This is a genomic window from Burkholderia cepacia, assembly GCF_001718835.1.
Taxonomy (GTDB): domain Bacteria; phylum Pseudomonadota; class Gammaproteobacteria; order Burkholderiales; family Burkholderiaceae; genus Burkholderia; species Burkholderia cepacia_F.
The window spans coordinates 474759-496197 of record NZ_CP013444.1; the positions used below are offsets into that span (position 1 = coordinate 474759).

Sequence of the window (21439 nt, forward strand, 5' to 3'; positions counted from 1 at the left end):
GAATTTTTAAGATCAGGGGAACGTGCGTTATTAGCGGGAACAGGCCCTATTCGCTTGCATGCATCACGGCGCGACATAAAATCGAAACAGGCCCGCGGGCCGTTCGAATGCCTGCCCGGGAGGGGCAGACCGCGCCGCGGCACACACGCAAGGAGCGCGCGATGGTGGTTACGTTTCGGTCATCCGCCGCACCCGACATCGTGATGCTGCGCGATCTGGCGCACTATCTGCTGGGGCTGGCCGGCAAGACGCTCGATGTCCGGGGCGTGATTCTCGCCGACGAGCTGCCCGGCGCGATCGCGCGGCTGGAGCAGGCGATCCGGGAGGACACCGCCCGGGAAAACGCCCATGAGCGCTCGACGCGGATGCTGCACACGGACGAGCCGCCGCACCCAGGCGAGCTTGCGCAGCGCGCATGGCCGTTGCTCGACATGATGCGCGAAGCCTGCAAGCAGGGGCGGAACGTGATGTGGGTGATGTAGGCGGGCGCGGCGCGCTCGCCGAAGCACGGAGGCGGCGGCCTGTATCGTATGGCCGCCATGATGATCGACCTCCGCTGAAAGGCCGACGGTTCGGCGTCGTGTGACGCACGGATCGCCGGCCGATTTTTATGCGGCGTCGCGACGCGCGGGCGACGGCATTGTTCAGGATTCCGGCATGTCCATGCGTGCAACCGATCCTTGCGTGGCGTCCCGAATCACGGGTGATGATGGTGCGTATGCGACCGATGCGACCGCCGCGACGATCGGTGCAGCAGCCGCTCGCGAATCCGGTCGCGACTGCGCCGCTGGATGACGAACAGCAGCGCGAGCGCCACGATCATGAGAATCACGATGATTTGCACGATGCTGTGTTCCATGCTGCTTCCCCCCGGAAGGATCGACGAAACGCGTGCGCCGCGCGATTGCGCATCGCCGCGCCGCGTCGATGCATCGTCAGGCCCGTCCGTGCGTCGCGCGGGCCGGCGCGTGCGCTCAGGTCAGCATCGGCACCGCTTCGACCAGAAGAATGCCGATCAGCGCGCCGATCGCGGCGCCGATCAGCCGCGGATGCCAGCGCCCCAGATGCAGCCTGATCAGCAGCGCGCCGATCAGGATGACGCCGAGCAACGTGAATACGACGACAAGAAAGCCGACTTCATAGTCGCTGTTGATGATCGCCATGACCGCCTCCTCGCCCGCTCCTCGCCGTCGCTTTCGGTGCATCGCGGCAGGCTTTGCGCTTAACGGGTCATGTTTGCAGTATATGTCGCGAAATGACGCAGATGACCGCCGGGGACAGCGGCCGAGGCGGCGCCGCGCGAATTCCGGTTCGACCCCGGGATGCCTGCCGTCGGAGCCGGCGGCAGCCCGATGCCGCATCGCTGCGGCGGCGGGCCGATTGGCGTAGTCTGTCGGCGAAGGCGGCCGTTCGGCCGCGGTCTCACCGGCCACCGTGCCGCGAGGTTCGATCCGATGCGCATTCCGGTCCGCCTGCTCGGCGTTGCCTGTTTCTGTCTGACGACGTGCGGCGCGCATGCGTCGCCGTCCGCGCCTGACGCGGCCGCGCCCCGGCCGCCGGCAGCCGGCATCGACGACACCCCGCCGACGACGCTCGAGCGCGACGTCCACGAATTCGTGATCCGGCACGACGGTTCGCTCGACGAGCACGACGATTCGACGCTGCGCGCGAACAACGCGAACGGCATCGATGCCGTCGCGCAGCGCTACGTGTGGTTCGACAAGAATCTCGAGAAGGTGGACCTGCTCGCGGCCGAGACGATCGACCGCGACGGTGTCGTGCATCCGGTCGGCGCGGACGGCATCCGCGACGTGCAGGAACCGCGCTCGGCCGGCGCGCCGACGTTCCAGGACGGGCTGTTGCGCACCGTCGTGTTTCCCGGCGTCGAAGCCGGGTCGAGCACGCGCGTGGCGTTCCGCAAGGTGCGGACCCGGCCGCTCAATCCCGGATATTTCGGTTACTTCGTCGAGCCGTCGCGCGAGCCGGTCGACAGCCAGCGGCTGATCTTCGACGTGCCGGCCGACATGCCGCTGTACGCGGATGCGCGCGGCTACGTCGCGCGGCCGCCGGTCACCGCGAACGGCCGCACGCGCTACGAATTCGACTACCGGCACGGCCCGTACGAGCGCATCGAGAGCGGTGCGGTCGGCTACGCGACCTACGGCGACCGGCTCGTCGTGTCGACGCTGCCCGACTATGCGGCGTTCGCTGCGCGCTACCGCAACGCGGCCGTCGATCCGGGCACGGACGATCCCGCGGTCGCGCAGCTTGCGCGCACGCTCACCGCGAACGCGCCCGACCCGCACGACAAGGCGCGCATCCTGTACGACTGGATGCAGGCGAACGTGCGCTACGTCGGGCTGTTTCTCGGCGAAACGGCTGCCGCGCCGCATCGCGTCACCGACATCCTGCGCAACCGCTACGGCGACTGCAAGGATCATGTCGCGCTGTTCGGCGCGCTGCTCGCGGCGGTCGGCATCCGCAGCGAACCGGTGCTGATCAATCTCGGGTCCGTCTACACGCTGCCGTCGGTGCCCGGTTACGGCGGCGGGGCGATCAATCATGCGATCACGTGGCTGCCCGATCTCGGGCTGTACGCCGACACGACCACCGGCGGCATCGCGTTCGGCTATCTGCCGCCCATCGTGATGGATCGCCCCGCGCTGCTCGTCGATACGGGCGTGCTGTCGCGCACGCCGGCCACGCAGCCGCGCACCCGCACCGCGCGCCTCGCGATCGACGCCGCGCGGCTCGACGCGCAGCGCTACCAGTCGTACGTCGAGGACGACGGCTGGACGGCCGAACTCGAGCGCAACCTGTTTCGCCGCGCGACGCGCGAGCGCGTGCGGCAGCTCGCCGTCGAGCGTCTGCGGCAAAGCGGGCTGCGCGGCACGGCCGACCTCGTCACGACCGACCTGGCGGCGACCGCCGGGCCGTTCGGCGTGACGATGACGGGCACGCTCGACCACGCCGTCTGGCCCGACGGCACGACCGCGTTGCCCGCGCTGTCGAGCCTGACGGGCGGCATCGCGACGCAGGTCGAGAGCTGGCTGGCCGAACCCGTGCGCACGCAGCCGTGGGGCTGCATCGGCGGCACGTTCGACGAGACCGGCCAGATCGCGCTGCCGGCCGACGTCACGGTGACCGACCTGCCGGCCGACACGGCCGTGCACGACCGCTTCGTCGACTTCACGTCGCATTACGTATTCGACGCCAGCGCGCGCGTCGTGCAGATCACGCGGCGGCTGCGCGCGGATTTCGGCCGCCAGGTGTGTACGCCGGACGAATTCACGGCGTTGCGCGCGTCGCTCGAACGCATCGAGCGCGACACGCAGGCGCAGATCGTCGTGCGGGCGAAGGCGCGCTGAGCGTCTGCGCGGCAACGGGCCGGCGCGGCTTGGCGCGTGTGCCGGCATCATGGACGCGCGCCGTCCGCAGGGGCTGGCGCGCAGGAGGCGAATCATGACCGAACGAGACTACGAGATCGCCGATCTCTCGAAGGAATTGCTGGGCCGGATCGTGCAAGGCACGCTGGCGAACGGTGCGACGGTCGATGCGCAGCGCAGCGCGGCGCTCGCCGTGCAGTGCGCGACGGCGCTGGTCGACAGGCTGGCCGAACAGACCGGTTGAGCGTGCGTCGCCGATCGCTCACGGATTCACGGCGAGCGGCGCGGGCGTGTCGGCCCGCTGCCGGCGGCGGTAGCGTCCGAGGCCGACTATGCCGACCAGCGACACGAACGACAGCAGCGTGAAGAACGCCGCGAGCGGCAGCCATTCGCCGCGGTATTGCTGGGCGAGCATGGTGCCGATCATCGGCGTCGTGCCGCCCGCGATCATCGCGCAGAGCTGGTACGCGATCGAGATGCCCGAGTAGCGGACGCGCGTCGGGAACGCCGGCGTCATGAAGCCGGCGATGACCGCGTAGATCGCCGACAGCGTGACGACCGCAAATGAAATGCCGGTGACGATCGCGACCGGGTGCTGCGTCTGCACGAGCAGGAACATCGGGTAGGGCGTCAGCATCGACAGGATCGCAGCGCAGGTGAGGAAGCGGGTTTCGCCGAAACGCTGAGCGAGCAGCGCGGAGACGGGCTGCGACAGCAGCTGGATCACGGTGACGACGAACAGGCAGTCTAGGATGAACGACTTCGACATGCCGAGATAGGTCGTCACGTACGAGATCATGAAGGTGTTGGTGAAGAAGAAGCCGGCGGAGCCGATCGTGGTCGCGGCCGCGGCCAGTACGATCGGCCACCACGCGGTGCGCAGCACCTCGGCGACCGGATACTTCGCGACCGCATGCGTGTCGCGCACGCGCGCGAATTCCGGCGACTCGTTCACGCCGAGCCGGATTGCCATCCCGACCAGCAGCAGCACGAAGCTCGCGAGGAACGGCAGCCGCCAGCCCCATGCGACGAAGCTGTCGTGATCGAGCGACGTGACGCACCGGAATGCGAGCAGCGACAGGATCAGCCCGGCCGGACTGCCGAGCTGCGCGAACGACGCGAAGAACGTGCGGCGCCCCTGCGGCGCATGCTCGCCCGCCATCAGCACCGCGCCGCCCCATTCGCCGCCGACCGCGATGCCCTGCAGGATTCGCAGCAGCACGAGCAGGACCGGCGCCCAGACGCCGATCGTCGCGTAGCCGGGCAGCAGGCCGATGCCGGTCGTCGCGATCCCCATCAGGAACATCGTCAGCACGAGCATCTTCTTGCGGCCGACACGGTCGCCGAGGTGGCCGAACACCGCGCCGCTCAGCGGCCGCGCGATGAAGCCGACGAAGAACGTGCCGAACGACGCCATCGTGCTCAGGAAATGGTTGCCGGTCGGGAAGAACACGTCGCCGAGCACGAGCGCGGCGGCGGTCGCATACGTGTAGTAGTCGTAGAACTCGACGGCCGTACCGATGAACGCCGCGGTCGCGGCGCGCACGGGCTGGGCGTTGGGCAGAGCAGGGTGAGACATGGGCAGTCCTGTTGATCGTATTGGGGGGCGGCACACCGGCGCCGGATGCAGCATTCACGACGCCGCTGACGGGTTTATCCGTCGCCGATATGCGTGCGTAAAATTCTGTTTTCTAATCCGAAACATCAATGGCGCTTATGCCGGCGTTCGCGCATGCGTTCGCGGCGGAGAGCCGGCATTCGTCGTACCTTTCGAGCACGCGCCGCGCGTTGTTCGCGTCGGGCGCGTCGATCCTGCCGCGCACGTCGCGATCCCCGGATATCGTCTGCGCTCGATAGGCGTCGAGCAGCGTTTGCGCCGCGCTTGCGTCCGCCGCGGACGGCGTCAGCGCGCGGTTGATCGCGTCGACGTGTTCCGCGAACACCGCGCACTTCGAGCGGAAGCCGAGCTGCGTCGACATGTCGAGGTCGCGCGCAAGGACGTCGGCGGCGCGGTAGGTGCATGGCAGATCGATCGCTCCGCAGCCGGCCGAGACGCATTCGACCAGGAAGCGGCTGCGCGCGTACAGCAGCTCCTGCCCGCCGGGCGTGCGGCGCGCGCCGAGGCTCGCCGCAAGGTCTTCGACCGCGAGCATCGCGTGGCGAATGCGCGGACTCGCGCCGAGCATCGCGTTCAGCCGGACGAGCCCACGCGCCGATTCGATCGTTGGGACGATCTCCGTCGAGCCGTCCGGGATGCCGTGGCGTGCTTCGAGCGCGGCCAGCGCGTTTGCCAGCAGCACGAGCTGTTCCGGCGCTTCGGCATGCGGCAGGAACACTGCGTGCGGTCGTCCCGCCATCACGTGTTCGAGGTCCGCGTAGCCGCCGCGCTCGAGTGGATTGATCCGCACCGCGCCGAGCGCGCCGCAGGCGGCCGCGTCGGCGAGCAGCGTGACGATCAGGCGTCGGCCCGCCGGCCGGTCGGCGGGCGCGGTCATTTCCTCCAGGTCGGCGACGATCGCATCGGCCTGCGTGCGCAACGCGGCGGCATGGGCGCCGGGATCGGCGCCGGGGGCGAACAGCCACGCTCGCCGAAGCGCGGCGAGCGGGCGGGCAGGATAGGGTGCCGGCATGCTTTGGGGGGCTTGGGGAATGGAACGGGTGACGCCGCGAACGGTGCGGTTCGCGGCGCGATGGCGCGATACGGCAACGTCGATGTGGCGCTGAATTACGCGCTGCCTGCGCGAGCGAGCATCGCGTGCAGCAGCACGTCCGTGCCGCGCGTCACGTCGGCCGGCAGCGCGTCCTCGGCTTCGTTGTGCGACAGGCCGTCAACGCACGGGATGAACACCATCGCGGTCGGGCAGTGCCTCGCGAGATGGATCGCGTCGTGGCCCGCGCCGCTGATGATGTGCTGGTTCGGGTAACCGAGCGCCTTGACCGCACGCTGCACCGCGTCGATGCAGGCCGGATCGAAGGGCGTCGCGGGGCTGACCCAGTGCCGGCCGATCTCGACGGTGACGCCGCGGCGCGCGGCCACCGCGCCGAAGCGCGCCCGCACGGCGGCTTCCATGTCGGCGATCATGGCGTCGTCCGGATGGCGTAGATCGACCGTGAACGTGACGTCGCCGGCGATGGTGTTGCGCGACGCATTGGCGATCCGCCATTCGCCGATCGTCGTCAAGCCCTGCGGGAAGAAATCGGCCGCGATCGCTTCGAGTTCGGCGGCCATGTCGGCCGCCGCGAACAGCGCGTCCTTCCGGTATTGCATCGGTGTGGTGCCGGCATGCGCGGCTTGTCCCGTCACGCGCACGTCGAGCCAGCGGATCGCCTGCCCGCCCGTGACGACGCCGATCGGCACGCCGCTTTCCTCGAGCACGGGGCCCTGCTCGATGTGCGCTTCGAAATAGGCGTCGAACACGGCGCCGGGCACCGCGCGCTCGCCCGCGTAGCCGGTCTCGCGCAGCGCGTCGGCGATGCTCGCGCCCGCCGCATCGCGTGCCGCCAGCGCCGCGTCGAGCGGCAACGCGCCCGTGAACACGGCCGAGCCGAGCATCGCCGGCGCGAAGCGCGCGCCCTCCTCGTTGGTCCAGACGACGATCTCGATCGGCCGTTCGGTGTCGATGCCTGCATCGTTCAGCGTGCGCACGAGCTCGAGCGCGGCGAGCACGCCATAGACGCCGTCGAACCGGCCGCCTTCGGGCTGCGTGTCGAGATGACTGCCGCTCGCGACCGGCGCTGCGTCGGGCCGCGTGCCCGCGCGCCGCGCGAACAGGTTGCCGACGCGGTCGACCGACAGCGCGAGCCCCGCGTCGCGGCACCACGTCTCGAACAGCGCGCGGCCGGCCGCGTCCGCTTCTGTCAGCGCGAGACGGCGCACGCCGCCTTTCGCGGTCGCGCCGACCTTCGCCATTTCCATCAGGCTCTGCCAGAGCCGGTTCGCATTGATCTTCAGCATCGTCGTGTATTCCCGTGGGGGCGGCCGTCGAACGGCCGGAGTTCGTCAGATTGTCTTTATCGAAAATTCAAAATAATCAGTCCAATTTTTAATCGTTATCCTGAGTATAATTTTTGCGAATATTGAATCCGCGAGGCCCGCCGTGAGCAAAGACCGTCCCGATACCTACCTGAACGACCGTCTCGACTGGAACCTGCTGCGCACCTTCCTCGCGATCGCGCGCGAGAAGAGCGTGAGCCGGGCGGCGGTGCGCCTGCACGTGACGCAGCCGGCCGTGAGCCAGGCGCTGCGCCGGCTGGAAGAGCAGTTGAACCTGCGGCTCGTCGACCGGCACGGGCCGCGCATCGCGGTCACGCAGGCCGGCGTCGAGGTGCAGAAGATCGCCGAGGACATCTACGGCACGATCTCGCGGCTGTCGCTCGCGGACGTCGATCGCGACCGCGACATCTCCGGCACCGTGCGGATCGCGATGGTGAGCGGTGTCGACTTTCCCGCGTATGACGATTTCCTCGCCGAATTTCATCGGACCTACCCGCGCATCGAGTTCGAAAGCCAGGTGATGCGCAGCGCCGACGTCGTGAACAGCCTTCAGCAGAAGGCGTCGACGATCGGGCTGACGCCGCGCCGCGCATTGCCCAAGCGTATCGACGGCCGCATTTTTCAGCGCGAGCGCTACGCGATCTACTGCGGCCGCCATCACCGGCTGTTCGATCGCGACGGCGTCGTTCCCGACGACCTCGCCGTGCAGCCGTTCGTATCGTTCTCGGGCGACAAGGTCGGCGACCACATGTCGCTGCTGACGATCTTTCGCGACGAGATGGGCTTCACGGGGCCCGTGATTGCAACGTCGTCGAGCATGGCCGAGGTCAAGCGTTTCATCTTCGCGGGGCTCGGCATCGGCTGCATGCCGGAACACCTCGTGCGCGACGACGTCGCGCAAGGACGGTTCCGGCAACTGCCGCCCGACGGCGGCGTCGCCGACGTCGACATCCATTTCCTGTGGGCGCAGGACCGCAGGCTGAGCGCGGCCGAGACGGCGTTCGTCGACGCGCTGCATGCATTCCTCGACAGGCAGGACGCGCCCGGTGCGGCAGACGTGGCCTGACGCGCGCGCTGCGTGTCAGTAGCCGCGCGCGACGTCCACCAGGTTGCGCAGCGGCTCGCCGTTCAGCAGCCGCAGCACGTTCTGCGCGACCTGCTGCCCGATCGTGTCGTCGCTGGCGACCGACGCCATGTGCGGCGTGACGATCAGGTTCGGCGTGCGCCACAGCGGATCGCCGGGCGGCAGCGGCTCGACCGGGAACACATCGACGATCGCGCCGCCGAGCTGACCGTCGTACAACGCCGCCGCGAGATCGGGCGCGACGAGATGCTCGCCGCGGCCGACATGGATCAGCTTCGCGCGGGGCTTGAGCGCGGCGAACGTCGCCGCGCTCAGGATGCCGCGCGTCTCGCTCGTGAGCGGCAGCAGGCACACGAGGATGTCGGTGCCCGCGAGGAACGCGCGCAAGCCGTCTTCGTGCTCGAACAGGTCGATGCCGGGCAGCGCCCGCGGTTGACGCGCCCATCCGCGCACCGCGAAGCCGAGCTGCCGCAGATCGACGGCGACGCGCGAGCCGATCTCGCCGAGCCCCATGATGCCGACCGTGCATGCCGACGGATGCGCCTGCGTCGGGCGGAACCAGCGCGCGGCGCGCTGATTGTCGAGCACGAAATCGAGCCGGCGATGGAAGTGCAGCACGCCCCACGTGACGAACTCGCTCATCCCGCGCGCATGCTGCGGATCGACGACGCGGCACAGCGGCAGCGCCGGCAGCGCGGGATCGGCGAGGATGTTGTCGACGCCGGCCGCGATGCTGTGGATGAGCCGCAGGTTCGGCATCGCGGCGAGCGCCCCCGGAGGCGGGTCCCAGCACGCGGCGATCTCCGCGTCGGCGGCGCCCGGCTCGCCGTGCACGGCTACGCGCAATCCGGGCGCGGCGCGCCGGATCGGCTCGGCGAGATGGGACATGTCGTAGCTTTTGCTGAGCAGTGCGATGGTTGTCATGGTCGAATCGAGGAAGGCGCAGGCGCGTGCCGCTGGCCGGTGGCGGACGGCATCAGCAGCGGTAGTCGGAAGCCGGGTTGTCGATCAGGCGCAGCGCCGCGCGCCATGCGGTGTCGGTAATCTCGCCCGATTCGTCGCGCTGGAACTGCGCGGCGGTGCGTCGGCACACGTCGAGCGGCGGAACGACCAGCTTCGCGCCGCCCGCCATCGCCTGCACCTGCGCCTGGCACGCGCGTTCGAGGAAGTAGATTTCGTGGAACGCGCCGGCGGCCGTCGCGCCGCCCGCGAGCAGCCCGTGGTTGCGCAGGATCATCGCGTTGTGCGGGCCGAGGTCGCGCACGAGCCGCTCGCGTTCGCCGAGATCGAGCGCGATGCCTTCGTAGTCGTGGTACGCGAGCTTGTCGTAGAACTTCAGCGCGTGCTGGCTGATCGGCAGCAGCCCGTGTTCCTGCGCGGACACCGCGATGCCGGCGGCCGTGTGCGTATGCACGACGAAGTGCAGGTCGGCGCGCGCCGCGTGGATCGCCGAATGGATCGTGAACCCGGCCGCGTTCACGCGAAAGCGCGCGGGGTCGTGCTGTGCGCGTTCGTCGATCACGTTGCCGTGCGCGTCGATCTTCACGAGGTCGGACGCACGCATTTCGTGGAACAGGATGCCGTAGCGGTTGATCAGGAACGTCGGCGTGTCGCCCGGCAGGCGCGCGGAGATGTGCGTGTCGATCATGTCTGTCATCCGGAAATGCGCGACGAGGCGGTACAGCGCGGCGAGGTCGGTGCGGATCGCCCATTCGTCGGGCGGGCAGTCAAGCGGGCAGTCGGGCGCGCCGGCGAGCGGGCGCGCGGCTTCGAGGGATCGCATCAGTGTCTCTCCATGGTCTTGCGAATGAGGCATCGTAGTGTTCGCCCGCGCATGGCGGGGCGTCAATTTCATTGTCCTAATGGTGTGCATTAGCGCGGCGAATACTCGTTGTGCGACGGGACGCACAGCACGTCGGCCGCGGGCTCGCCGGCCCGCAGCCGCGCGAGCAGCGCTGGCTCCGCGCGGTCGGACGCGAGTGCGGCATCGATGACGGACGCGAGCGTCGCGGCGTCGGAGAACAGCACGCCGTTGTCGTCGGCGATCACGATCGCGCCGGGCGCGACCGTCACGCCGCCGCATTGCACGGGCACGCCGAACGCGCTCGCGCCGTCGTCGAGCCGCTTGGTCGTCAGCGCGCTCGTGCCGCGCGCGAACACCGGCAGGCCGATCTGCCGCAACTCGACGGCGTCGGTCGCGACGCCGTCGATCACGATGCCGGCTGCGCCCGCGCATTGCGCGGCGGTGGCCGTGACCGCGCCGACGCACGCGTGCGCGTGGTCGTCCCGCATGTCGATCACGAGCACGTCGCCGGGCGCGAGCCGCGCCAGCGCGCGGTTGACGGCGATCGCGTCGGGGCTGCGCAACTGCAGCGTGACCGCGCGGCCGACCAGCTTCGCGTGCGGCACCAGCGCGCGCAGCGTCGCGTGCGCGAAGCCCGTTTCGAGGAAGTGACCGAGCGTCGGCAGGCTGACGTCGCGCAGGCGTTGCGCGAGTTCGGGATCAAGCGGAAGCGCCATCGCGTTCACCGTTGGGCTGGGGCGGCCGCGTCGCGATGCGCGTGCGCGGAGAGATCACGCGTCAGCGTCTCGGTCAGCAACAGCAGCGCGATCGCGGACACCAGCGCCGACGCGATCATGTACCACGCGACCGACGCGCCGCGCCCGGTCGCGGACAGCAGCGCGGTCGTCACGATCGGCGTGGCCGCGCTGCCGAGCAGGCCGGACAGCATGTAGCTGACCGACAGCCCCGAGTAGCGCACCTCGGTGCCGAACAGCTCGGCGAGGAATGTCGCGATCGGGCCGTAGTTCGCGGCGAACGCGGTCATCATCAACAGGTAGCCGGCGAGCGCGAACGCGAACATGCGCGTGTCGAGCAGCCAGAACATCGGGAACGCGAGCAGCGCTTCGGCGAGCATGCCGCTGACGATCACGGGCTTGCGGCCGACGCGGTCGGACAGGCGGCCGTACAAAGGCAGCATCGCGATGCACTGCGCGCACGCGATCAGCACGATCGACAGCATCGCGTTGCGCGTGAAGCCGAGCGTCTGCGTGCCGTACGTGAGGCCGAACGCGACCATCAGGTTGAACGCGGTGCCGGTCGACATTGTCGCGACGCCGCCCAGCACGACCTGTCGGCCGTAACGGCCGAGCACGGTCGCGAGCGGTAGCTTCATCTGCGCGGATGCTTTCTTGATCTTCGCGAAGCCCGGCGTTTCCGACGTGTTCAGGCGGACGTAGAGGCCGACGCCGACGAGCAGCGCGCTCGCGAGGAACGGAATGCGCCAGCCCCACGACAGCAGGTCGGCCGGCGACAGCACGGCGCCGCTGACCAGGAACGCGAGATTCGCGATCAGCGTTCCTGCCGGCACGCCGATCTGCACCCACGAGCCGTATAGGCCGCGCCGGGCTGCGGGCGCATGCTCAACGGCCATCAGCACCGCGCCGCCCCATTCGCCGCCGAGCGCGAGCCCCTGGACGATGCGCAGCGTCAGCAGCAGCACGGGCGCCCAGACGCCGATCGCCGCGTAGCCGGGCAGCAGGCCGATCGCGAATGTCGCGCAGCCCATCAGGATCAGCGACACCAGCAGCATCGACTTGCGCCCGAGACGGTCGCCGAAATGGCCGAACAGCGCCGCGCCGACGATGCGCGCGAGATACGCGGACGCGAACGTGCCGAACGCGAGCAGCGTGCCGACGAGCGGCACGAAGCCCGGAAAGAACACCTTGTTGAAGACGAGCGCGGAGGCCGTCGCGAACACGAACAGGTCATACCATTCGACCGTCGTGCCGATCACGCTCGCGATCGCGATGCGCGTCATGTCGGTCGGGCCGCTGCGATGCGCGGGGGAAGAGGCGGCGGGTCGAACCGTGGCCATGGCGTTCTCCGGGTGGGGCGGTCAGCGTTGAAGTGACGGGCCGCGCGGCGCGCGCGGCACTGGCGCCTTTATCGGAAGCCAAAAACAATCAGTAAAAGTGTCTTTTCTGATCCTTTGTATTAATGACGTTGATGATGGGCGCGGCGCTAACCGGCCGCTTGCTGCGCGCTGCGTGCGTCGTCGTCCGGGCCGCCTTCGGCCCGCACGGCGCCCGGCGGCTTGCCCACCACGCGCTTGAACGCGCGGCTGAACGCGGCGAGCGAGCCGTAGCCGAGCCGGTACGCGACGGCTTCGATCGTCTCGCGGTCGCGCGCGATCCACTGCGCGGCGAGCCGCATCCGCAGCTCGGTCAGGTAGCGTACGGGCGTCATCCCGGTCGCCGCGAGAAACCGTTCGGCGAACACCGAGCGCGACACGCCTGCTTCGGTCGCGAGTTCCGCCACGCTCCAGTTGCGGCCCGGGTCGCGATGCAGCGCGACGATCGCGCGGCCGAGCTTCGGCTCGCGCAGCGCCTGCACCCAGCCCGTCGCGTCGCCGCATCCGCACTCGACCCAGCCGCGCACGATGAACGCCGCGACCACATCCGCGAGCCGCGCGAGGATGCCCGCGAAGCCCGCGCGCGCCGTGCACGCTTCGCGCTCCATCGCGTCGAGCATCGGGCGGATTTCCGGGTAGCGCGCGAGCAGCGTGCCGACGTGCATGAACTCGGGCATCGTGCCGACGAGCGGCTGCATGCCGCCGAGATCGAGTTCCATGCACGCGCTGAAGATCAGCGCGTCGCCGGCGTCCGCGCCCGCGGCGGCGTGCGTTGCGGCGTCGACCGACGCGACCGTATCGCAGATCTTCGCGACCTCGAAGCCGTTGATCTCGCGGCACGGCGCATCGGGGTCGGAGACCAGCGCATGCATGCCGCCGTGCGGCAGCAGGATCGCGTCGCCGGCTTCGAGGCGGTAGGTTGCGCCGCCCGACGTGCGCAGCAGCACGGGCCCGCGCACGACGAAATGGAACTGCGCGCGGCCGCGCGCGTTGTCGAAGCGCACGCCGAACGGCCGTGCGACCTGGATGCGGCGGTACTGGACGCCGCTCAGGCGCATCCCCAGCAGCAACTCGCTGACGAGGTCGTGCGTGTCGGGCACGGGTGCGGCGGGCGGGGCGGCGATGTGCGGGTCTGCCATCGGTTTCGGACGATCGATCAATATTCGCGGATTGTATGTCATAGACCGTCCTGACGTCGTTCCTTACGATACGCGGTCATTGGCACCTTTTTACGGAATGGAACGACGCATGAATCCGATCAACCAGCCTGCCGGCGCGACGGCGGCCCCCCGCGAACCGGCCTGGGGTGCGGTATTCGCGATGGCGCTCGGCGTGTTCGGGCTCGTCACGGCCGAATTCCTGCCCGCGAGCCTGCTGACGCCGATGGCCGACAGCCTCGGCGTGACCGAAGGCGTCGCCGGCCAGGCCGTCACGGCCACCGCGACGGTGGCGCTCGTCACGAGCCTCCTGATCTCCGCGGTGACGCGCACGATCGACCGGCGGCGCGTGCTGCTCGCGTTTTCGGTGTTGCTCGTCGCGTCGAACCTCGCGGTCGCGTTCGCGACCAGCCTGACGATGCTGCTGATCGGCCGCGTCGTGCTCGGCGTCGCGCTCGGCGGCTTCTGGACGATGGCGACGGCCACCACGATGCGGCTCGTGCCGACGGCGATGGTGCCGCGTGCGCTGTCGATCATCTTCAGCGGCGTGGCGGTCGCGACGATCGCGTCCGCCCCGATGGGCAGCTACTTCGGTCACCTGATCGGCTGGCGCAACGTGTTCCTGATCGCGGGCGCGCTCGGCGTCGTCGCGCTCGCGGCGCAGGTCGCGACGCTGCCCGGCATGGCGCCGTCCGGCACGACGCGGCTGCGCACGCTGATCGACGTGCTGCGCCGGCCGACCGTCGGCCTCGGCATGTTCGCGACGATCCTCGTGTTCACCGGGCATTTCGCGTTCTTCACGTATCTGCGGCCGTTCCTCGAACAGGTCGCGGGCGTCGGCGTGAACGGCCTGTCGGCGATCCTGCTCGGCTACGGCATCGCCAACTTCGTCGGTACGTCGCTCGCGGGCCGCGTGCTCGAACACCGGCTGCGGCCGATGCTGATCGCGATGCCCGCGCTGATGGTCGTGCTCGGCATCGCGCTCGTCGCGCTGGGCCGCGCGCCGATGATCGATGCGGTGCTCGTCGCGTTGTGGGGGATGGCCTTCGGCGGCGTGCCGGTCGCGTGGTCGACCTGGGTCACGCGCACCGTGCCCGATGAAGCCGAAAGCGCGGGCGGGCTGATCGTCGCGGCGATCCAGCTCGCCATCGCAACGGGAGCGGCGGCCGGTGGCATCGTGTTCGACGCGAACGGCGCGGCCGGCGTGTTCGTGGGCGCGGCCGTCGTGCTGGCCGTCGCGGTCGCGGCGATCGTGACGGGCGTGCCGAAGCGGTTGGGGGCCGCGTCGTAGGGGCGCAAGCGCGCGTCGCCGTTCAGCTCACGGCGCCCGCCGGTTCGAACTCGGCGCCGTAGCGCCTGATCCACATGTCGAGCAGCACGATGCGAGGCAGGATCGGCGGGGCGCTGAACTTGCCGTCGAACCATGCCTGGCCTTCGATGAAGGATTTGAGCACGTCGACATCGACGATCTCCCGGGTTGCGGTATCGCCGTGGATCACCTTTTCCGACAGGTAATCGCGAATCGCCGACAGGTAGCGCGCATTTCGCGTGACCGCGAACCCGCTTTTCTTTCGAAGCGTGATGTCGGACGGCAGCTTGTCTTCGAGCGCTTTCCTCAGGATTCCCTTTTCCATTGCACCCGCCGTCTTGATCTTCGAATAGTCGAGCGACCACGCATATTCGATCAAGCGGTGATCGAGGAAGGGCAGATGAACCCTGACCCCCGCGGCCGCCGACATCCTGTCGACGCGGTCCAGCAGGAATGGCAGGAACCGCGTGATCTCCATATAGAAGACTCGGTCCATATGCTGCTGGAATCGATCCGCCGAGCGCAGATACGGCTGTTCGCTCGACGCGGCCGACCATCGTTCGCGCAGGATGTCCTTTACGTCGAGCCGCTTGAGCAGGCCGCCATTGAGGAATTTCGACGCCTCGGTTCCTTTCAGCCACGGGAACGAGCGGGTGGGCTCCACGGCTTCCCCGTGAAACCAGGGATATCCGCCGAACACGTCATCCGATCCTTCGCCGGAAAATGCCTCCGTATAGCCGCGCGATCGCAAGCCCTTGAACAGTTGCAGCAGCGTGACGTCCAGGTCGCCTACCCCCGGCAGGTCCCGGGCGTGAACCGTTTCCTCGAGCGCGTTTCGGAAGTCGACCTGCGTGATGGCGATATTTTCATGCCGGGAACCGAGGAACCTGGCCATCACCTCGACGTATGGACTGTCCGACGTGATGTGCAGCGCATCCGCCTGGAAGTTCGCTTCGTCTTCCGGGTAGGAGAATGAAAAGGTGCGCAAGCCTTCCGCGTTCGGCACGATCTTGTTCGCCAGCGTGCAAATGGCGCTCGAGTCGAGCCCTCCGGACAACAGGAAGGCCTGCGTTTCGCGCGAAACGTCCACGCGTCGCGATACCGCCTGCTGCAGCAGCTGGGACAGGGCCCGGGAGGCTTCCTCCGGAGCCGGCGCACGGCCGAAGCTCAGCGGCAGGGACCAATACCGGGCGCTATACAGATAGCCTTGCCGGATGGTAAGGATTTCGGCCGGGCGTACCTCGTTCAGGTTCTTGTACACCGTCGTGCCCGGAATTCTGGACGTCGAATTCAGCAAGTCCGTGATCGCGGACTCGTCGAACACGCGCCTGAATTCCCGATCCTCGATGATCGCTTTCGGCTCGGACGCCGCGATCAATTTCGCGCCGTTCTCGCCGATCCAGAAATAGAACGGCTCGATGCCGAATCTGTCCCGCAGCAGGAGCGTCTCGTCCCGCAAATCGTCGTGGATGACGATCGCGAACGAGCCGCCGACGTCCGAGACGAAATCCCGCCCGAATGCCAAATACAGGTCGATCAACAGGTCCGCCACGGAGCGCGCGTCATGTCCGTCATGCAGGCCGAGCCTGCCCGATATTTCGTGCGCGTTATCGATGAACCCGCTTACCGCCAGCGAGACCTGCCGGCCGTTTCGGGTTCGCGACGCGATGCCGGCCGATCGCCACGGGCCTTTCGCCAAGGGCCGGGACTTTCTGAACCCGACGCACGCATGCCGGCCATGAGCCGCGACGTCGACGGTGCCCGGCGCGCGCCCGGTCATGCCGGACAACGCATTCCGGACGTAATTTTCGGTCGTGATGCCATTGATTGACGGCTTCTCGTTCCATGCAAAAACAATCGCGCTCATTGCCCGTTTCCTGTAACAATAAGTGGTGCAAATTAATTGACGAATTTCACGGCTTCGATGCCGGGCGATGCCTTACGCTGGCGAGCGGCCCGCCGGCGCCATGTCGATCACGCCGTCCATTCAGATCCGGGCCGTCGACGCGCCGATTGCATCGACAAAGTGCTTCAGCTCCCGAATCGCATGGGCCGTATGCGCGGGATACTCGTCAAAGGACTTCGTCAGATCGTGGATGCGCGACATCTTCCAGCCGATCGCGGACCCAAGGCTGGCAATTTCAGGGAGCTTCGGCACCAATTCGATCGACGCTTCCGGAAACGCGTTCCGCAGCTCCGGCATGTCGTCGTGCAGCTCGTCGCTACTCGCGTAGTCCCCGGTGACAATGAAGTGAATCTGTTCCGGGGTGCGCGCGATCAGGTAGTTGAAGACGCGAACGCGCCCGTCGCGCCCCCAGATGAGCGCTTCGATCGTCGCCTGATCCGCATTCAGCCATTCGAATTTCTGGTTGTCGCTCAGGCGGCCCAGCGGGATCAGCGCCTTCCCGCCGGAAGCGAGCGGTTCGATCGTGACCAGGTCTCCGGTGCGGTAGCGGATCAGCGGCTTGGTTACGTTGTCCAGCGACGTCACGACGAGCTCGCCCGTCATCGCCAGCGTGTCCGAAGGCCGCAACGATTCCTTGCCGGCGCCGAGGAGTTCGACGATGTAGCTGTGCTCCTGAAGCTTCAATGCGCTGGTCGAGATGGCCACCGCCGTCGTCCCGGTTTCCGATGAGCCATATGACGCGTCGAAAACGCTCCCGCCCGTCAGGTTGGCGATCCGCGCCTTCAGCGAACGGCTCGAATTCTCGCCGGTCAGCAGCACTTTCTCGAACTTCGGCGCTGCCAGCTTCCGGGTGCTTGCGAACTCGTACAGGTTGAGCAGTTGAGACGGCGGGCCGGCAAACACGGTCGGGCGAACCTTCGAGATCGTCTCGATCACCCTGCCGTAATCGTTTCGAACGGTATCGACCCATGTCCTGAACGTGAAGATGCCCAGATAGTTCAGCGCTTTCTCGAACTGAAAGGCGGCCGGTCCTTGCGGCGTATTGATGAGTATCACGGCCGAGTCTCCCGACCCGAGAAAGGACGACCAGCTTTCGCCGAAGTTGACGGTATTCAGCACCAGATCGTCGAGCGCCTTGGGCGCGGAGACTGGAACGTCGGTCGTCCCGGAGGTCTCGAAGTAGTTGATCAGCGTGCCGCGATTGAAATCGAGCACGTCGTTGCCGACTGCTCGGCTCTCGGCTTTGGCGATGAATGGCAATTGCCGGAGAATGTCGTCATAGGCCGCGCGTCCGTCAAACAACGCGTCCAGTTGCGGCACGCCGCTTTCCCGATAGAGCTTGCGATAGGACGGGAGCGCGAGCGCGGCGGACAGCACGGTTCGCAGACCGTGGAAGTAATACTCGTCCGGGTTCACCGTCCCCCAATTCCGAATCAAATCCTGCCGGCTTTGTATCAGTGCGTTGACATGCTCTCGAACCGCGAGACTCTGGTGCATTGTCATGCCCTCCAAATATCAGAAGTGAATCGTGGTGTGCCGCAATCCGTTCGTTCAGGACGAGCGCCGCGTGCCGGCCGATTCGAGCGCGGCGTGTTCGTCCTGGTACATCGCCACGACCAATACGGCGCAGAGCACGGCGATGAATGCGGCAACCCACGTCAAGGCAGCCGGCCCCAGATGCTTGATGACGAGCGCCCCGGCGATACCCGACGCGCCTATCCCGAAGTACATGCCCGACGCGTTCAGCGAAATCAGCAGCTGGGATCGCTCCTTGCCGATCCCGACGAGCCGGTGTTGCTGCGCCGGCGCCAGCAGCCATCCGAAGACGCCCCACAGGAACGTCAGCGCGAGAATCGTCGGCATGTCCTTGCCGAACAGGCTGATCAGCAGGAACGACAGGAAGAGCCCGCTGACGCTGACGAATACGGTTTTCCTGGCGCCCCAACGGTCGGTGAGATGCCCGCCGAGCAGGTTCCCGATGCTTCCGCCGATGCCGAACGCCAGCAGGATCTCCGCGATTTCTCCGGCCGAAACGTTCGCGCGGCTGGAGAAATAGACCGATACGTAGGAGTACACGGTGAATGCGCCCAGGAAAACCAGGAAGGTGATGAGCAGCGTCCGTTTGGCCCCCTGCAGTTTCAACACGCCGAGTCGGGCTGCCAGCGGAACGTTGAACGGGGACGGCGTGCGGGGAAAGATCGCCAGTTGCAGCACGATGATCAGCACGGAAACCGCGGCGATGGCGAGGAAGACGTATCGGTACCCGAGCAAATGTCCGGCAAAGGTGCCGAGCGGCACGCCGACGATGGTTGCGACCGTGATGCCGCCGATGACGTAGGACATGTACTTGCCCCTGCGCTCCGCCGGGGCCAGCAGCGCCGCGATCATCATCACGGTCGGCGTCAGGATGCAGGCGCCGAGCGCGGCGATCACGCGGCCCGCCACCATCACGCCGTAATCGCTCGTCAAGCCGATCAGCAGGTTCCCCGCGGCAAACACCAGCATCGCGGCGATCAGGAGATTCTTGCGATCGGCATTCCCGAAAGCGGACGCCAGGATCGGCCCGCAGAACGCATAGACCAGTGAAAACACCGTGATCAGCTGACCGGCCGTCGACACGGAAATCGACGCATGTGCGGCAATGTCCTGCAACAGGCCGGCGACGACGAAGCCGTCGCTTCCGATCACGAACAGCGTTGCCCACAACACGAATAATTTCAGTTTCATTTCAAACCTTCCGTCTGTTCGGTCAAGAAGAGGTCATCCGGCCCGCGCGGCACCACGCCGCGATTGAGCGAAGGAATGCCCAGGAAATACCCTTTCGAAATAATGTCGAAATTCGTCGTCAGGCAGAAAGCCGGTTGCCGGTAAAGCGCCCGGACGTACCGCCAGATTCCGGAAAAGTCCCTCAGCCGGTACCGGTGCAATCGAAATGCGGTCGCATAGACGTTGTCGTACCGGATCAGCAGGCTGAACAGCCATAAGTCGGCGATGGCCAGCGAATCGCCGGACAGATACCGTTGGCTGCGCAGCGTCGAATCCAGCCGGTGCAGATAGCCATATACCTTTTCCACTTCGGCGTCGTAGGCATCCTGACTGCCGAGGAAGCCGGCGCGGTATACCGCCGCATGCAGGTTGTAAAACAGGTCCCGCTCGATTTCGACGTGATTTTCCCGGCGCACGCGTGCTGCACTCAAAACCGCGCCGTTGCCGTCGCTTTCGCTGCAGAGATCCAGGATGATCTTGTACGGCAACGCGTACGGATCGTTGCTGACGACGGATTGCGTTTCCAGATCGACGAGAGCCGGCAATCGGTACTGCCTCGCGATATTGACGATCGCCGCGTCGACTGCATCGAATGGCGTCCATGTCAGCGCATCGGCATCTTCGGGCGACACCTGCGACAGCTTGCCTTCCTCGACGCACAGGACGCGGATCGTGCCGAGCACGGCCGCGCAGACGACGGCCAGTGCGAGCTTCTGCCCGGACGGCGCAACCGCCGAATAGACGAGGCAATAGCGGTTCCTGCCGGGTTGCAAGCGGCGCTCCTGGTATGGCGAACGAAAAATCTGGTGCTGCAGAATCGGACCGCCGCGAATCCCGAGCTCGTAGTCTTCCGGCGGAGAAAAATAATCAGTTTTCATAAAGCGAAAATTTATAGACGCCCTCGATCTCGAGCAGAAGGTCCGTGCGGCAGATATCGGACAGCAATGCCGGGGCTTGTTCCGCGTCCAGCTTGAAATGCTCGCGGGCCCGCGCCGCCACACGACGCAGATCGCTCTCGTGGCGGACATAGATCTTTGCGGACTCGAAGCCTCCGCCCCGAATCCGGCGGCCTTCGCCGATCAGCTTGAGCCGACCGTTCTCGATCAGGGTTTCGATGTTCTCGAACGTGATCCTCAACTGCTCGTCGACCGTCGAGCCGATCGTTTCATGCGAACGGATGCTCGCCGTACCCGAAATAAAGAGGCGAGCCTCGCCGGACAGCGCATGGATGGTGCCGCGCGCAAAGGACGGCGATCGCGGCCCGTATTGATCCGGGTAGTGATACGCGGGCATCTGAAGCGGATTTTCGATATGGAAGAATCGCCCCTGCTTCGACGAGAAGAAGATGGCGGTGACGCCTCCCGACGCGAAACCGATCCCGGTGCCGGCCGGCAAGTCGTTGAACGGGGTTCTCGACGTATCGAACCCTTCCGCGCGACCTTTGCAGAAGTCCCGATACCGCTCCAGCCCGCGCGAATTCGGCGCATTGATGTTGCCGATGTAGTTCCAGATGCGATAGGGGTGCGAGTAGCCCTTCGCCTTGATCACGTCGAGCGCGCAGCGATAGAGTTGTGCGACGCGATCGGCGAGCACGTCTTCGTCATCCATCTGCGCGGCGCAAACGAAGGACGTGCCGGTATCCCCCCAAACGATGGGCCCCTCGCCGCCATATTCGATCGCAGGATTCGCTTCCTGGCCAAGGGACCACACCTCTCGGACGGCGTGCCCCAAACCGGGGATATCGATCCTTATCTTGTCGTGCGCCAGTTCCAGGCCGCCGCGGGATGAATTGAAATTGATTTCCACCAGATCGCCGGATCTGGTGCTTTTCGGCGGATCATATGTCACGCTCAACGCTTCTTGCATTTCCATGAATGCCATCCCCATATTCCGATTAACAGACGAGGTTTTGCCTGTCGAAAG

At 67.0% G+C, this 21439-nt stretch carries 20 protein-coding genes; 5 read left to right on the top strand and 15 right to left on the bottom strand.

The annotated features are described in order from the left end of the window. The first annotated feature begins 161 nt into the window (after positions 1 to 161). Positions 162 to 482, top strand: coding sequence for a DUF1840 domain-containing protein (locus tag WT26_RS22550; RefSeq protein WP_069271821.1), 321 nt, complete (start codon positions 162 to 164; stop codon positions 480 to 482). 215 nt (positions 483 to 697) lie between these two features. Here WT26_RS22550 and WT26_RS38095 read toward each other — a convergent pair whose 3' ends face one another. Continuing rightward, positions 698 to 859: a hypothetical protein gene (locus WT26_RS38095; protein WP_176727283.1), complete on the bottom strand. Its 162-nt coding sequence runs from the start codon at positions 857 to 859 to the stop codon at positions 698 to 700. A 115-nt stretch (positions 860 to 974) separates the two neighbouring features. Continuing rightward, on the bottom strand, positions 975 to 1163 hold the full coding sequence (locus WT26_RS22555) for a hypothetical protein (RefSeq protein WP_010096698.1): 189 nt from the start codon (positions 1161 to 1163) through the stop codon (positions 975 to 977). Between the two features lie 291 nt (positions 1164 to 1454). On the opposite strand from WT26_RS22555, the gene WT26_RS22560 reads away from it, so the two are divergent. Both WT26_RS22560 and WT26_RS38100 read left to right on the top strand, forming a co-directional pair. Continuing rightward, on the top strand, positions 1455 to 3368 hold the full coding sequence (locus WT26_RS22560; protein ID WP_155774687.1) for a DUF3857 and transglutaminase domain-containing protein: 1914 nt from the start codon (positions 1455 to 1457) through the stop codon (positions 3366 to 3368). Positions 3369 to 3462: 94 nt separating this feature from the next. Then, a complete protein-coding gene (locus tag WT26_RS38100) occupies positions 3463 to 3630 on the top strand; it encodes a hypothetical protein (RefSeq protein ID WP_196774818.1) in 168 nt (55 codons plus the stop codon). A gap of 18 nt (positions 3631 to 3648) precedes the next feature. Here the strand turns inward: WT26_RS38100 and WT26_RS22565 are convergent, their stop codons facing one another. The 3 genes from WT26_RS22565 to WT26_RS22575 form a co-directional block, all read right to left on the bottom strand. Then, a complete protein-coding gene (locus tag WT26_RS22565) occupies positions 3649 to 4965 on the bottom strand; it encodes an MFS transporter (protein ID WP_069273990.1) in 1317 nt (438 codons plus the stop codon). Positions 4966 to 5077: 112 nt separating this feature from the next. Continuing rightward, a complete protein-coding gene (locus WT26_RS22570; RefSeq protein WP_059877881.1) occupies positions 5078 to 6016 on the bottom strand; it encodes an HpcH/HpaI aldolase/citrate lyase family protein in 939 nt (312 codons plus the stop codon). A gap of 95 nt (positions 6017 to 6111) precedes the next feature. After that, on the bottom strand, positions 6112 to 7341 hold the full coding sequence (locus WT26_RS22575) for a Zn-dependent hydrolase (RefSeq protein WP_069273991.1): 1230 nt from the start codon (positions 7339 to 7341) through the stop codon (positions 6112 to 6114). 142 nt (positions 7342 to 7483) lie between these two features. Between WT26_RS22575 and WT26_RS22580 the strand changes: the two genes are divergently transcribed. After that, positions 7484 to 8446: a LysR family transcriptional regulator gene (locus WT26_RS22580; RefSeq protein ID WP_069273992.1), complete on the top strand. Its 963-nt coding sequence runs from the start codon at positions 7484 to 7486 to the stop codon at positions 8444 to 8446. Between the two features lie 15 nt (positions 8447 to 8461). Here WT26_RS22580 and WT26_RS22585 read toward each other — a convergent pair whose 3' ends face one another. The 5 genes from WT26_RS22585 to WT26_RS22605 all read right to left on the bottom strand — a co-directional run bounded on the left by WT26_RS22585 (position 8462) and on the right by WT26_RS22605 (position 13559). After that, positions 8462 to 9388 (bottom strand): 2-hydroxyacid dehydrogenase, encoded by a 927-nt coding sequence (locus WT26_RS22585; protein WP_059717081.1) that lies wholly within the window; start codon positions 9386 to 9388, stop codon positions 8462 to 8464. Positions 9389 to 9440: 52 nt separating this feature from the next. After that, positions 9441 to 10247: a class II aldolase/adducin family protein gene (locus WT26_RS22590; RefSeq protein WP_080406071.1), complete on the bottom strand. Its 807-nt coding sequence runs from the start codon at positions 10245 to 10247 to the stop codon at positions 9441 to 9443. Positions 10248 to 10336: 89 nt separating this feature from the next. Further along, positions 10337 to 10984 carry an RraA family protein gene (locus WT26_RS22595; protein WP_059717115.1) on the bottom strand — a complete coding sequence of 216 codons (648 nt, stop codon included), beginning with the start codon at positions 10982 to 10984 and terminating at the stop codon, positions 10337 to 10339. Between the two features lie 5 nt (positions 10985 to 10989). Then, positions 10990 to 12342 (bottom strand): MFS transporter, encoded by a 1353-nt coding sequence (locus WT26_RS22600; protein ID WP_069270900.1) that lies wholly within the window; start codon positions 12340 to 12342, stop codon positions 10990 to 10992. A 146-nt stretch (positions 12343 to 12488) separates the two neighbouring features. Next, positions 12489 to 13559 (bottom strand): AraC family transcriptional regulator, encoded by a 1071-nt coding sequence (locus WT26_RS22605; protein ID WP_069273993.1) that lies wholly within the window; start codon positions 13557 to 13559, stop codon positions 12489 to 12491. Positions 13560 to 13626: 67 nt separating this feature from the next. On the opposite strand from WT26_RS22605, the gene WT26_RS22610 reads away from it, so the two are divergent. Next, positions 13627 to 14826: an MFS transporter gene (locus WT26_RS22610; protein WP_069273994.1), complete on the top strand. Its 1200-nt coding sequence runs from the start codon at positions 13627 to 13629 to the stop codon at positions 14824 to 14826. Between the two features lie 22 nt (positions 14827 to 14848). Here WT26_RS22610 and WT26_RS22615 read toward each other — a convergent pair whose 3' ends face one another. The 5 genes from WT26_RS22615 to WT26_RS38105 form a co-directional block, all read right to left on the bottom strand. Further along, positions 14849 to 16711 carry an asparagine synthetase B family protein gene (locus WT26_RS22615; RefSeq protein WP_059717085.1) on the bottom strand — a complete coding sequence of 621 codons (1863 nt, stop codon included), beginning with the start codon at positions 16709 to 16711 and terminating at the stop codon, positions 14849 to 14851. 120 nt (positions 16712 to 16831) lie between these two features. Further along, complete coding sequence (locus WT26_RS22620; RefSeq protein ID WP_155123174.1) at positions 16832 to 18247, bottom strand: phenylacetate--CoA ligase family protein; 1416 nt, start codon at positions 18245 to 18247, stop codon at positions 16832 to 16834. Between the two features lie 54 nt (positions 18248 to 18301). Then, the gene (locus WT26_RS22625) at positions 18302 to 19456 is read right to left on the bottom strand and encodes an MFS transporter (protein WP_157649792.1); all 1155 of its coding nucleotides are present in this window, start codon (positions 19454 to 19456) and stop codon (positions 18302 to 18304) included. Positions 19457 to 19473: 17 nt separating this feature from the next. After that, entirely contained in the window at positions 19474 to 20394 is a 921-nt protein-coding gene (locus WT26_RS22630; RefSeq protein WP_059825465.1) for a glutathione binding-like protein, read from the bottom strand. Beyond that, a complete protein-coding gene (locus WT26_RS38105; RefSeq protein ID WP_157633529.1) occupies positions 20384 to 21397 on the bottom strand; it encodes a reactive intermediate/imine deaminase in 1014 nt (337 codons plus the stop codon). Before WT26_RS38105 ends, WT26_RS22630 begins: the two co-directional genes overlap by 11 nt. Positions 21398 to 21439: the final 42 nt, after the last annotated feature.